This is a genomic window from Mycolicibacterium vinylchloridicum, assembly GCF_013404075.1.
Classification (GTDB): Bacteria; Actinomycetota; Actinomycetes; order Mycobacteriales; family Mycobacteriaceae; genus Mycobacterium; species Mycobacterium vinylchloridicum.
In genome coordinates this window covers 51,838-63,766 of record NZ_JACBJQ010000024.1, presented here as the reverse complement: position 1 = coordinate 63,766, position 11,929 = coordinate 51,838, and the positions used below count along the sequence as shown (strand labels likewise).

At 66.4% G+C, this 11,929-nt stretch carries 13 protein-coding genes; 7 read left to right on the top strand and 6 right to left on the bottom strand.

The genetic code is table 11. The features are described from left to right. Positions 1–23: 23 nt before the first annotated feature. Positions 24–1,523: an acyl-CoA carboxylase subunit beta gene (locus HPC46_RS20230; RefSeq protein ID WP_179473160.1), complete on the top strand. Its 1,500-nt coding sequence runs from the start codon at positions 24–26 to the stop codon at positions 1,521–1,523. A gap of 18 nt (positions 1,524–1,541) precedes the next feature. Here the strand turns inward: HPC46_RS20230 and HPC46_RS35970 are convergent, their stop codons facing one another. Further along, entirely contained in the window at positions 1,542–1,775 is a 234-nt protein-coding gene (locus HPC46_RS35970) for a hypothetical protein (protein ID WP_407665535.1), read from the bottom strand. On the opposite strand from HPC46_RS35970, the gene HPC46_RS20220 reads away from it, so the two are divergent. After that, entirely contained in the window at positions 1,669–2,232 is a 564-nt protein-coding gene (locus tag HPC46_RS20220; protein WP_179473158.1) for a TetR/AcrR family transcriptional regulator, read from the top strand. The genes HPC46_RS35970 and HPC46_RS20220 overlap by 107 nt on opposite strands. Before the next feature lie 16 nt (positions 2,233–2,248). Here the strand turns inward: HPC46_RS20220 and HPC46_RS20215 are convergent, their stop codons facing one another. Genes HPC46_RS20215 through HPC46_RS20205 form a run of 3 tightly spaced genes read right to left on the bottom strand, consistent with a single transcriptional unit; the run spans position 2,249 to position 4,718 of the window. After that, entirely contained in the window at positions 2,249–3,292 is a 1,044-nt protein-coding gene (locus HPC46_RS20215) for a TIGR03857 family LLM class F420-dependent oxidoreductase (protein WP_179473156.1), read from the bottom strand. Further along, positions 3,289–3,663, bottom strand: coding sequence for a nuclear transport factor 2 family protein (locus HPC46_RS20210; protein ID WP_179473154.1), 375 nt, complete (start codon positions 3,661–3,663; stop codon positions 3,289–3,291). The genes HPC46_RS20215 and HPC46_RS20210 overlap by 4 nt, the downstream gene beginning before the upstream one ends. After that, positions 3,660–4,718 (bottom strand): phosphotransferase, encoded by a 1,059-nt coding sequence (locus HPC46_RS20205; protein ID WP_179473152.1) that lies wholly within the window; start codon positions 4,716–4,718, stop codon positions 3,660–3,662. Before HPC46_RS20205 ends, HPC46_RS20210 begins: the two co-directional genes overlap by 4 nt. Positions 4,719–4,744: 26 nt before the next feature. Here HPC46_RS20205 and HPC46_RS20200 point away from each other — a divergent pair, with 26 nt between their 5' ends. Beyond that, positions 4,745–5,353: a TetR/AcrR family transcriptional regulator gene (locus HPC46_RS20200; protein WP_179473150.1), complete on the top strand. Its 609-nt coding sequence runs from the start codon at positions 4,745–4,747 to the stop codon at positions 5,351–5,353. Here the strand turns inward: HPC46_RS20200 and HPC46_RS20195 are convergent. Together HPC46_RS20195 and HPC46_RS20190 are read right to left on the bottom strand one after the other, a co-directional pair. Continuing rightward, positions 5,341–6,444 (bottom strand): alpha/beta hydrolase family protein, encoded by a 1,104-nt coding sequence (locus HPC46_RS20195; protein WP_179473149.1) that lies wholly within the window; start codon positions 6,442–6,444, stop codon positions 5,341–5,343. The genes HPC46_RS20200 and HPC46_RS20195 overlap by 13 nt on opposite strands. A gap of 4 nt (positions 6,445–6,448) precedes the next feature. After that, positions 6,449–8,059 (bottom strand): flavin-containing monooxygenase, encoded by a 1,611-nt coding sequence (locus HPC46_RS20190; RefSeq protein WP_179473146.1) that lies wholly within the window; start codon positions 8,057–8,059, stop codon positions 6,449–6,451. A gap of 64 nt (positions 8,060–8,123) precedes the next feature. On the opposite strand from HPC46_RS20190, the gene HPC46_RS20185 reads away from it, so the two are divergent. The 4 genes from HPC46_RS20185 (at position 8,124) to HPC46_RS20170 (ending at position 11,924) form a co-directional block, all read left to right on the top strand. After that, the gene (locus tag HPC46_RS20185; RefSeq protein WP_179473144.1) at positions 8,124–9,047 is read left to right on the top strand and encodes a TIGR03619 family F420-dependent LLM class oxidoreductase; all 924 of its coding nucleotides are present in this window, start codon (positions 8,124–8,126) and stop codon (positions 9,045–9,047) included. 65 nt (positions 9,048–9,112) lie between these two features. After that, positions 9,113–10,117, top strand: a complete 1,005-nt coding sequence (locus HPC46_RS20180) for an aromatic ring-hydroxylating oxygenase subunit alpha (RefSeq protein ID WP_179473142.1) — start codon at positions 9,113–9,115, stop codon at positions 10,115–10,117. Further along, entirely contained in the window at positions 10,114–10,722 is a 609-nt protein-coding gene (locus HPC46_RS20175; protein ID WP_179473140.1) for a cysteine hydrolase family protein, read from the top strand. Before HPC46_RS20180 ends, HPC46_RS20175 begins: the two co-directional genes overlap by 4 nt. After that, on the top strand, positions 10,722–11,924 hold the full coding sequence (locus HPC46_RS20170) for a cytochrome P450 (RefSeq protein ID WP_179473138.1): 1,203 nt from the start codon (positions 10,722–10,724) through the stop codon (positions 11,922–11,924). Before HPC46_RS20175 ends, HPC46_RS20170 begins: the two co-directional genes overlap by 1 nt. Positions 11,925–11,929 lie beyond the last annotated feature (5 nt).

The following is an 11,929-nucleotide window of genomic DNA, read 5'->3' as shown; positions in this document are numbered from 1 at the left end:
GCCGCCACGGTTAGGACACGTCGATGAGCAATGCGCAGGACTGGCAGGAGACGCTCCACGACTTGAGTCGCCGTCGCCAACACGCACACGCGATGGGCGGTGAGGAGCGCGTCGCCAGGCACCACGGCAAGGGAAAGCTCGACGCCCGAGGCCGAATCGACTACCTCCTCGATCCGGGGACCTTCCAGGAGTTCGGCACTTTGGTCGGCGGTGACATCGCGGCCGACGGACTGGTCTCGGGCGCCGGCCGGATCAACGGAACACCGGTGATGGTCGGCGCCGAGGACTTCACCACGCTGGCCGGCAGTATCGGCCCCGGCGGCAACGCCAAGCGCTATCGGCTTGCCGAGCTCGCGCTGCGCAACAAGATCCCGTTGGTGATGCTGTTGGAGGGTGCCGGTTTCCGGGCAGCCGGCGGCGAGCACTACGGCCGCACCCCGACCGACCTGATCGCCCAGGCGCAGTGTTCCGGCAAGGTCCCCACCATCTCGGCGGTGCTCGGCCCGTCCGCAGGCCACGGCGCCCTCGTCGCGCCGGTCTGCGACTTCTCGATCATGAGTGACCAGGGTGCGATCTTCACCGCCGGTCCTCCCGTCGTGAAAGAGGCCACCGGAGAGGACATCTCGAAGGAGGACCTCGGCGGACCGTCGGTCGCGCTGCCCAGTGGCGTCATCCACAACCACGCCGAGACTGACGAAGGCGTGCTCGACGATATCCGTCGTTACCTGTCCTACTTCCCTTCCAGCGCATGGTCGTATCCCCCGACCCGGCTGTACGACGAGGAGGCCGGTCTTCGCCCGACTCCGGAGCTGCTCGACATCATCTCGCGCGACAACCGCAACATCTACGACATGCGCACTGTTCTCGACGTGGTCTTCGACGAGACGGATTGGCTCGAGATCCAGCCGAAGTTCGGCAAGGCGATCATCTGCGCGCTGGCGCATCTCGGCGGCTATCCGGTCGCGGTCGTCGCCAACCAGCCCACCGAGATCGCCGGGTCCATCGACTCCGACGCCGCGGACAAGGCCGCGCACTTCATCATGGTTGCCGACTCCTTCCACCTACCACTGGTGTTCCTCGCCGACAACCCGGGCATGCTGCCGGGCAGCCAGTCCGAACGCAACGGCGTACTACGCAGCGGGGCAAGGATGTTCGCCGCGCAGACCGCGGCCACGACGCTGAAGCTGCATGTCACACTGCGCAAGGCCTTCGGGTTCGGCTCGATGGTCATGTCGCTGCTGGGCTTCGACAATCAGGTGGCAACGTTCGCCTACCCCGGTGCCACCATGGGCGCCATGAGCGCGGCCGCGCTGAGCCGGGCATCGCACGCCGATGAGGACGTCAGCGAAATCCTGAAGAAGATGGAACTCGAGGCCTCCTACCGTTCGGCGGGCCATCTCGGCTTCGACGAGCTGATTTCGCCGGAGGAAACCCGCAATGCGCTTCTGCTCGCACTGCAGCGCGGCATCTTCAGCCGTCAGGAGGTCGCCGAGCCGGTCACCCGCACGGTGATCACGCCCTAGTCTCAACCGTTTGGTCACTCAGAAGGTGAAGGCCTGCGGTGGCCCGGCCAGCGCGGCCTTGGCCCGTAGCCCGATCGCGTCGGCGATCTCGATATCGCCTGCCTCTAGCCCGTCGAGGGCCAGTTCGACGAGTGCGGCCGGTTCGGTGACCGCGCCTTCGCTATTGGCCGCGGCCGAGGAGGTGTTCGCCGAGCGCGGCGTGGAGGCCTCGGTCGCTGATATCGCGCGCCGCGCGGGAGTGGCCAAAGGCACGGTGTTTCGCCACTTCGCCTCCAAAGATGACTTGATCGCGTCCCTGGTCTGCGAGCACCTGGTCACTCTCACCGACGCTGTGCACCGGTTGTCGGATGCCGCTGATCCCGGTGCGGCCCTGCTGGAATTCCTCACCATCGCCGCCGACCAGCGACGCCAGCACGATCTGACTTATCTGCAGACGTACAGCGCGAGCGATGCCAGGGTGATAGCGATCCGTGATGAAGTGCACGCGGGCGTCGAGACGCTGGTCGCCAATGCGCGCGCAGCCGGCGCGATCCGCCCCGATGTCACCGGGACCGATGTCTTCCTGTTGATGTGTGCACCGGTGCACGTGATGGACGGCCTCTCCGATCCGCCGCCCGACTTGTGGCGCCGCTACCTGGCGATCATCTTTGACGGGTTGCGCCCGGAGGGCGCCACCGCGTTACCGCTGCCCGCGCCTGAATTGACTTGAGGCGGAACGCCTTCGGCTAGTCCACCGTCTGCCGGTAGGCGGTGACCACCGGCTCCAGCTCATCCGGTGTCGCACCGTGCATGATCACCGCGTCGGCGCCGTAGTCGAATTCCTTGCGGATCCGGTCGACACACTGCTGCGCCGAACCGGTGGCTGACGGTTCGAGCCACTCGTGGGGAATGAGCGTCGCGATGTGCTCGATCTGCTCGGCGGTCGCCTTGTGATCGATACCGCCACCCACGGACTGCACCACCGAGTCCGCCCGGAAGCGTTCCAGCACAGCGGGATCCCAGCCATTGGTGCCCACCAGCAGATCACCGTAGCCCTGCAGGTAGGTGGCCAACCGCGCCACGGTCTTCTTCAGCCGCAGCTCCTCGGGAAGATGATCGCCCACCGTCGCGAAGCACGACCACACTCGTACGCTGTCGGGGTCACGGCCGGCCTGCTCGGCGGCGTCCTTGACGGTCTTGACGCTGCGCGCCAACGTCTCCGGGGTGAAGTACGTGTGGAGGATGACATCATCGAATTCCCGGCCGCCGAGCTTCAGCGTCTCGGGCCCGAACGCAACGATGGCCAGCCGGATGTCCTCGTTGAAGTCCGGATCCAGAAGGAGAACCGGGTACTTCCCCAATGGACCGTCGTGGTTGAAGATCAGCTCGCCGTGCCACAGCTTGCGCATCACCTGCGCAAAGTCTTCCATCTGCGCGGTGGTCACCGGCGGAATGCCGAAGGCCCCGTAGATCGCTGCGATGCCACGGCCGATACCGAGCGTGAACCGGCCGCCCGACAGCCGATGCATGGTGGTCGCCCACGAGCCGGTGATCAGCGGGTGGCGAGTGTTGTGATTGGTTGCCGCGGTGGCGATCTGCATGCGGTTGGTGACGGCGAGCGCCGCGCCGGCCAGTGAGGACGCCTCTTTGACGTTCCAGCGTTCCGAGATGAAGCCGGTGCCGAAGCCCAGCTCCTCACCGCGGCGGGCCTCGTCCATCAGGGTCGCCGGACCCTCACCCCCGGCGCCGGCCAAGAGGTAGTAGCCGAGCTCATCGAGCACGCGGGTCATACCCACACTCCTTGTTTGTAGCCACAATTCCAGACTTCGGTGATCCTGCCGTCGACCACGCGGAAGATCTCCATGCTGCCGACATCCACCCGGGTACCGTCCTTGAGTGTCATCGGCGACTGGTAGACGATCGCGACGTGTTCGCCGTCGTCACCGGCCACGACCAGATTGAGGTCGAATCGGATCTCGTCGAACATCTCCAGGTGGTCGACGACGCGCTTGACGGCCTCGTCGTGTGTGAGCACCACAGCTTCGCCGACGTCATGGCGAATCACGCTGTCGCCCAGTAGTTCCTCGGCCAGCGCAATATCGCGGGTATTCCAGACCACCAGGTTGTACTGCTCGACGACCTCGCGCGCCGTTCGGCTCATGAGAACACCTCCAGTGCGTCGATGTCGGCGATCGTGGCCACCGCCCGGTCGGTGAGCGTCAGGCACAGCTCGCGTGACCGTTGCGGCAACGCATCCCAGCCGATCAGGGTGATCACGGGCAGCACGATCAGGAATCCGGTCGCCAAGCGGTAGTGCCGCCACGCTTCGTCGAACGAATATCCGCTGTCTCCAAGGTTGTCCAGGTATCCGCGGAGTAGCTCCTCGTCATGGCCCCGGCGGACCTCCGCGGGCAGGCCCTGGCTGACCAGGTAGGCGATATCGGCCGCCCCCGCGCCCACGCAGGCGAACTGGTAGTCCACCACCTTCATCCGGCCACCGGAGAAAAACATGTTGTCGGCCCGGATGTCGCCGTGCAGCAGCATGGATCGTTCGGTAAGTCCGTCGAGCGCGGTGGCGGCATGCTCGGTGAACCGCTGCGCGAACCGGGCGACCGCGTCGGGAACAGACTGCTGCGAATGCGTGCGGTAGATCTCCCAGCCCGGCCCGAACGCGGGCACCAAAAGATCCCGGACCGCGGGCATGTCGAAGCTCGGAAAAACCTGCAGTGCTCCAGCATTCGCAGGATCTACCGACCACGCATGCAGCCCCGCCAGCTGAGCGATACACAGCTGCGCCCGCTCGATCGACAACCCCGCCAGGTGGTCGGCGTTGTCCCAGTCCCGCAGGTCTTCCAGCAGCAGCACGAAGTCCGCGGAGTCGTCGGCCATCCGCGCGGCGTAGACGTGCGGGGTGTCCATCGGTGCCCGCCCGGCGATATCGCGATAGAACGCCAGCTCTCGCCGGTAGCCGCCGAGCAGTTCCATCGCGCCACGCGCCTCCGACTGCGCCGCCAGCTTGGCGATCATGGTCTCGGGAACCGATTCACCCGTGAGGTGCAGGCGATACAGCAATGACGAGAAGCCGCTGTCCTGGGCGATCTGTTCGGCGACGACCCCGGTGACGGTCATGCCCAGGGCGTCGGTAAGCCAGGCCGGGTCGACGGCGTCAATGCCCGACGGCACCGCTGCCGTGGCTGAGGTCACCCTGGAAAACATAGTTGTCGGGTGTTTAATATGCAAGGGTGCCTTCTCCCGCCCGTGGCTTGACGCAACCCGAACGGGTCGAGACCTCCCGACGCCGGCTGATGGCGGCCGCCGCCGAGCTGATCGTCGAGAAGGGTTGGGAAGCAACCACAGCCGCCGAGATCGGCCGGCGGGCGGGGTACAGCCGCACGATGGTGCATGCCCGCTTCGGCGGCAAGGAGGCCATCCTGGAGGATTTCCTCCAGGAGTATGTCGGCAGGCTCAACCCGCACCCCAGACCCCAGGCGACGGGGATGGACCAGGTACTCGCCCACATCGACCGCATCCGCGACCTGTACGCCCATGACCCCGACGTGCTGCGCGCCATGTTCGTCTCCAGCTTCGAAGCCATGAAGGCGACGTCTCCGCTGCGCGAGCGGATGACGGATCAACTTCAAGGCGGGATCGTCAATGTCGCGGAAGGCCTGCGAAAAGGGCAGCGGGACAGGTCTGTTCGAAGGGGAATCGATATCGATCGCGCGGTAAGTGATATCACCGCGGTGTTCTTCGGTATCGCGTTCCTGTGGGTCGCGCTTCCGGCCGGCTTCGACCTGGACACCGAGCTGGCACACGCCCGCGAACGGATCCTGCTGGACTACGGCGCCTGAGTCAGCGCGCCCAGGAATCGTTCGGTCTGCGCCTGCACGGCACCCGAGAACAGGTGCCCGACGTGACCGCCGTCGTGCCAGTACAGTTCGCCGCCCCATCGCTCGTGCATGGCCAGCGCACACTGCCGGTACGCCATCTGGTCGTGCCAGGCACCCACGATCAGCCGCCGTTCCGGCGGCGCCAGCGGCTCGAGGGCCAGCGGATCGATCACCGAGGTCAGGTCCGACACGATGTCGGATGCCATTGCCGCACCGACGATGTCGGCTGCCGAGCCCCACCGGTGCAGGTGCCGGGCGATCATCGCGTTGAGGCCGAGGATCGGCGTGTACAGCGCGACCGCGTCCACCCGCGGGTCCAGGCTCGCGGTCAACGCTGCCACCGCACTGCCCAACGACAGCCCGGACAGCGCGATCGCCGTCGCGTCGGGCTCGATCCAGCCGATCAGCGCCCGCACCTCCGACACGGCCCGCACCATCCCGGCGACGTTGGCCACCGGATCGGTCCCGGGATAGGCCGGCCACCGGTCGCGGCGTGGCCCGTGCCCCGGCTGCACCGGCAGGGCCACGTTGAAGCCGAGGTTGCGGTGAATATGGCCGACCCGGGCCACCAGGATGTCAGACATACCGCCCTGACCTGCACCATGCACCCACACCAACCACGGTCTCGGCCCGTCCTGGTGGCGGAACAGCACCACCTCCGCACCCGCAGGCCCGTCGTGCTCGGCAGCCAGCGCGGGCACCAGCCGCGGGTCGTGGTCGAAGCTCATCCGCTCATAGGAGAGCACGCCGGCATTGACCGGACGAATCCCCTTCACCTGCAATGGGTCCGGATCGCGGTGTACACCGGCAACGCCGAGCGCCGACAGTTCGGCGGCCACCGCGGCGTACTCCTCGACCGGCCGCCCGATCGCCGGCGGCGACGACATCAGGGTCATCCCGGTGACCACCAGCTCGTCGAGCGCGACCTCGGCCACCTGACGGATACCACGCCCGGACAGCGGATTCCACCCCTCGTCCTGCAGCGCGGCCACCGACCGCGGCAGCACGCCGCCGAGCTGGGTGGCCAGCCGGTGCGCGTCGCTCAACCGCATCGGGTCAGGCCAGCTTGAAGCCGACGTAACCGCCGCCGGCGATCTCGTCGCAGCGCCGACGATATTCGGGGATGCCCGCCGTGTAACCCATGTACATCCGTTTCTTGCCGGGAACGTTGGCGCCGTTGTACCACGAATTGCAGCTCGGATGCACCAGGACCGTCGGCGCCACAAGGGATGTGGTGTGCTCGATCCAGTCCTGCTGCGCCTCGGTCAGCGCGTCGATGGTCCGGTATCCGTTGGCCCGAAGGTAGGCGATGCAGTCGCCGATCCATTCGATGTGCTGCTCCAGTGCGGTGACGAAGTTCGTCGCCGCCGACGGGCTGCCTGGGCCCTGGACGATGAACAGGTTGGGGAACCCGGCGACCGCGAGCCCGAGGTACGACACCGGCCCCTCGGTTCCCCACACGTCGCGCAGCAGTGCCCCGCCGCGGCCGCGCACGTCCATGCGGGTGAGCGCACCGGTCATGGCGTCGAACCCGGTGGCGTAGATGATGACGTCGAGTGCGTAGTGGTGCGCCGACGTGTCGATACCGGCCGGGGTGACCGCCCGGATCGGATCCTTGCGCAAGTCGACCAGGGTGACGTTGTCGCGGTTGAAGGTCTCGTAGTACCCCTGGTCGATGATCGGGCGCTTGCAGCCGAAGGGATGGCTGGGCACCAGCGCCGCCGCCGTCTCGGGATCGGTGACGATCCGCGCGATCGCCTCGCCGTACAGCGCGGTGGCCATCCGGTTGGCCTCGATGTCGAAGAAGATGTCACCCCAGTTGAGTGCGCCCATCACGCCGCGCTCCTCGACCGCGCGCAGCTGTTCCTCCCGGCTGGCTGCCTTGATCGGCGGGCTGACCAGCATGTCGATCAGCACCGAGAACGCCGAGAGCCGGGCCGCACCGACCGGATGCCGGCGCTGCGCTTCGCGGATCTCGCCGTAGTTCGCCTTCATCTCGTCCAGCTCACCCGGCGCGAACGGACGCACCTCCCAGGGCAGGGTGAACGCCGGCGACCGTTGGAAGACGAAGAGCTGCTGCACATCCCGGGCGATCACCGGAATCATCTGCACACCGGTCGAACCCGTCCCGACGACGCCGACGCGCTTGCCGGTCAGATCGAAGCCGCCCTCGGGCCAGCGGCTGGTGAACAACGAGTTTCCCGCGAAGGTGTTCATGCCGGGAATGTCGGGTTCCAGCGGAACCGACAAGATCCCGGACGCCGCGACGACGAAGGGCGCGACGAACGTCTCGCCGGTGTCGGTCTGCAGCGTCCAAGTCGCGCTGTCCTCGTCGAACGTCATCGCCGTGACGTCGGTGTTGAAGCGGATATCGCGGCGCAGGTCCAGCCGATCGGCGACGAAGTTCAGGTACGCCTCGATCTCCGGCTGGGCCGGCATGGTCTCGGTCCAGACCCACTCCTGCTGGATCTCGTCGGAGAAGCTGTAGGAGTACTCGATGCTCTCGATGTCGCAGCGCGCACCCGGATACCGATTGAACAGCCAAGTGCCGCCGACTCTTTCGGCCTTCTCCAGCACCTGGGCCCGCATGCCGAGCTGCCGCAGCCGGTGCAGCATGTAGAGACCGGAGAACCCGGCTCCGATGACCAGCACATCAGCGTTGTCCATTCACCGACTCTTCTCTTACTCGCACAGCGGATGTTACTGTAACTATTACAGTATTGGAGGCCAATTGCGGTACACCCTGGAGTATCCGAGCGAGCTACCGACTGCACCCGACGATTTCCTCGAACCGGACGTGATCCGAGAGGTGGTCACGCACGCCGAGGCCGCGGGGTTCTCCGCGATCGCGCTGTCCGAGCATCCGGCGCCGTCGCTGAAATGGCGGCGCAATGGCGGCCACGACACCCTGGACCCGATCGCGGCACTCAGCTTCATGGCCGCGGTGAGCACCGACATCAAGCTGATGACCAATCTGTACGTGCTGCCCTTCCGCAACCCCTACCTATCGGCCAAGTCCCTGGGCAGCCTCGACATCCTGTCGGCGGGCCGGCTGATCGCGGGCGTGGGCGCGGGATACCTGCGCTCGGAATTCGCCGCGCTCGGCGTCGACGTCGATGACCGCGCCCAGCTGCTCGACGAAGCCCTCGCTGCACTCACCTCGATCTGGACCGAACCGGAAAAGCCGGTCAGCGGAAAGGGTTTCAGCGCGACCGGCCCCATGTGGCTGCAACCGCCGGTGCAACGCCCGCATCCGCCGATCTGGATCGGCGGCAACACCGCGGCGTCGGTACGCCGCGTGGTCCAGTACGGCAGCGGCTGGATGCCCCTGATGGCACCCGCAGGCATGGCATCGGCGGTCGGCACCGCAGCGCTGGAGACCGCCGGCCAGTTCGGCGCGTTGCTCGGGCGGTTGCGGGACGCGCTCGCCGACGCGGGGCGTGATCCGGAGTCCGTCGACGTCCAGGTGATCTGTCCGTGGATCGACCTCGACGACGATTCGTCGCTGCGCCGGGCGCAGGATGTGCTCGGCGAGCTCGCGCAGCACGGCGCGAACTGGGCCGTCGCCCACGTCGAGGCGCCCACCCCGCGCGAGGCCGTCGACTACATCGACGCGTTCGGCGAAGCCGTCATCGCAGGCAACCTGGTCAGCTGAACCGCAGCACCTGAAAGCACTACTGTAATACTCTTAGTACAGCCCCGCGTCCGAGGAGGATCCACGTGAAAGTTCCCTTCACCTGGAAGGTCACCGGCTGGTTCATGATCGGCTGGTCGGCCGAATACGACGTCGGCGACGTCCGGCCGCTGCGCTATTTCGGTGAAGACCTCGTCATCTATCGCGACTCCTCCGGTGAACTGCACGTGCTCGAGGGACACTGCAAACACCTCGGCGCCCACATCGGGCACGGCGGCACGGTCGTCGGCGACTGCGTCGAATGCCCGTTCCACGGCTGGCGATGGGGACCCGACGGCGCCAACACCTACATCCCCTACCAACCGGACCGGCCCAACAAGGGCCTGCGCCTGAAGGCCTATCCGGTTGCCGAACAGCACGGCTGCATCTTCATGTGGCACCACCCGGACGGCGAGCCACCGCGCTGGGAACTCCCCGACATCTTCACCAAGTTCCCGCAGTTCCCGGTCGAACCCAATGCCTACTACCGACCCTTCCCCGAGTTCTCCCGGTTCGCCGAGAACGAACCGGTACATCCACAGATCGTGGCCGAAAACGGTCCGGACAGTGCGCATTTCCACTACGTGCATAAGGCGACGGTCACACCGGTGTGTCTGGAATGGGAGGCGGTCGGCGAGGAGTGGCGCTTCCTCACCGGCTGGCCGGACACCCGCAGCGACGACCCGAACAAGATGGCGCTGCGCATTCACAGCCACTTCTCCGGGCTCGGCTTCGCCATCAGCGCGTTCGAAGGCTCGTCGAACCACCGGCTGATCTTCGCGTGCACACCCGTCGACGACGAGGTGTCCAACATGTTCTACTCGATCTGGTGGCCGCGAAAAGCCGGTGATACCAGTGAGATCCCCCCTGACGACGTCCGTGAGCGGGTGGAGAAACAGTACCTCGGCACGGTGTGGGAAGACCTCGAGATCTGGCGCTACCAGAAGTACGTCGAGCACCCCGCGTTGGCCAAGGTCGACGCGAAACCCTATATGGCCATGCGGAAGTGGGCCCTGCAGTTCTACGACGTCGCGGAAGCGGCACCCGTATGAAGCCCGGCCTCGTCGACCCGGCGCACACGGCGATCGTCACCCAGGAACTGCAAGGTGCGGTCGTCGGGCCGAACGCCGGCCTGGCCGCACTAGCCCGCGAGGCCGAGCGCGAGGCGCTGCCGAACATCGAGCGACTTCTACCGGCGGCACGCGCGGCCGGGGTGAAGGTGGTGCACTGCCTCGTTCAGCGCCGGCCGGACGGGCTGGGCGCCAACCACAACGCCAAGCTGTTCGCAATCGGCGCCAACGGTGTCGACATCGCACCGGGCAGCCCCGGTGCCACACTGCTGCCCCAATTCGGGCCCGAGCCAACCGATCTCATGCTGCACCGCTGGCACGGCCTCGGCCCGATGGGCGGCACCGACCTCGACGCGATCCTGCGCAATCTCGGCGTGACCACGATCGTCGCCGTCGGGGTGTCACTGAACGTCGCGATCCCCAACCTGGTGATGGACGCCGTCAACGCCGCCTACCGGGTGGTGCTGCCGCGCGACGCCGTGGCCGGGGTGCCCGCCGACTACGGCACCGCGATCATCGACAACACGCTGGCGCTGCTGACCAGCGTCACGACCACCGACGAACTGATCGCGTCCTGGGAGGCATGATGGACACCGACACCGAATTGCCGCAACTGCCCGCGGGTTATTTGCGTGACCCCTATCCGTTCTTTGCCGAGATGCGCGAGGGTCCAGGGGTATTCCGCGGCACCGTGATGGACTACTCCAAGACACCCGAGTCGCTACGGCCGACCAACACATTCGCCGCTGTCTCCTTCGATGCGGTCAACAAGGTCTTCCGCGACGGCAAGGTGTTCAACTCCACGATCTACGACGCCACCATCGGTCTGTTCATCGGCCCCTCGCTGCTGGCCATGGAAGGCAAGACGCACTGGGACCACCGCAATCTGGTCTCGGCCGCGTTCAAGTCGAAGTCGCTGTCCCGCTGGGAGCCTGAAGTTGTGCGTCCGATCGTCAACGGGCTCATCGACGAGTTCATCAAGGATGGCCAAGCCGATCTGGTCAAGGCGTTCACGTTCGAATTCCCCACCCGCGTCATCACCCGCCTGCTCGGCCTGCCCGAGGAGGACCTGGCCGACTTCCGGCGCCGCGCGGTTCAGCTGATCAGCTATGCGGTCAACTACAAGAAGGCATTCGAGGCCTCCGAGGCGCTCAGGGAATACTTCATGACGCAGATCGACAAGCGCCGTTCGAAGCCCACCGAGGACATCATCGGCGATCTGGTGACCGCCGACATCGGCGGCGAGAAGCTCACCGACGAGGCGATCTACTCGTTCCTGCGGCTGCTGCTGCCCGCCGGCCTGGAAACCACCTACCGATCGTCAGGCAATCTGCTCTACCTGCTGCTGACCCACCCCGATCAGTTCGCCGCCGTGCAGGCCGACCGGAATCTGATCGCGCCCGCGATCGAGGAGGGGCTGCGCTACGAGACCCCGCTGACCACGGTGCAGCGGTTCGCCACCGAGGACAGCGAACTGGAAGGTGTTGCGATTCCGGCCGGTTCGGTGATCGATCTCTGTATCGGGTCGGCCAACCGCGATCAGCGCCGCTGGCCGAACTCCGAGGAGTTCGACATCTTCCGCACACACACCCCGCACATCTCGTTCGCCGCAGGCGAGCACACGTGTATGGGTCTGCACCTGGCGCGCATGGAGACCAGGGTGGCCGTCGAGTCACTGCTGGATCGGCTGACGAACATCACGCTGCTCGCCGACGATGACCCGCACATCCACGGCCAGCCGTTCCGGTCACCGACATCGCTGCCGGTGACCTTCGACGCCGTCCGCTAGCCCTG

Coding starts and splice junctions, on each gene's coding strand:
- HPC46_RS20230 (WP_179473160.1), top strand. CDS start 24: ATGAGCAATGCGCAGGACTGGCAGGAGACGCTCCACGACTTGAGTCGC.
- HPC46_RS20215 (WP_179473156.1), bottom strand. CDS start 3,292: ATGACCCGCGTGCTCGATGAGCTCGGCTACTACCTCTTGGCCGGCGCC.
- HPC46_RS20210 (WP_179473154.1), bottom strand. CDS start 3,663: ATGAGCCGAACGGCGCGCGAGGTCGTCGAGCAGTACAACCTGGTGGTC.
- HPC46_RS20205 (WP_179473152.1), bottom strand. CDS start 4,718: ATGTTTTCCAGGGTGACCTCAGCCACGGCAGCGGTGCCGTCGGGCATT.
- HPC46_RS20195 (WP_179473149.1), bottom strand. CDS start 6,444: ATGCGGTTGAGCGACGCGCACCGGCTGGCCACCCAGCTCGGCGGCGTG.
- HPC46_RS20190 (WP_179473146.1), bottom strand. CDS start 8,059: ATGGACAACGCTGATGTGCTGGTCATCGGAGCCGGGTTCTCCGGTCTC.
- HPC46_RS20175 (WP_179473140.1), top strand. CDS start 10,114: ATGAAGCCCGGCCTCGTCGACCCGGCGCACACGGCGATCGTCACCCAG.
- HPC46_RS20170 (WP_179473138.1), top strand. CDS start 10,722: ATGGACACCGACACCGAATTGCCGCAACTGCCCGCGGGTTATTTGCGT.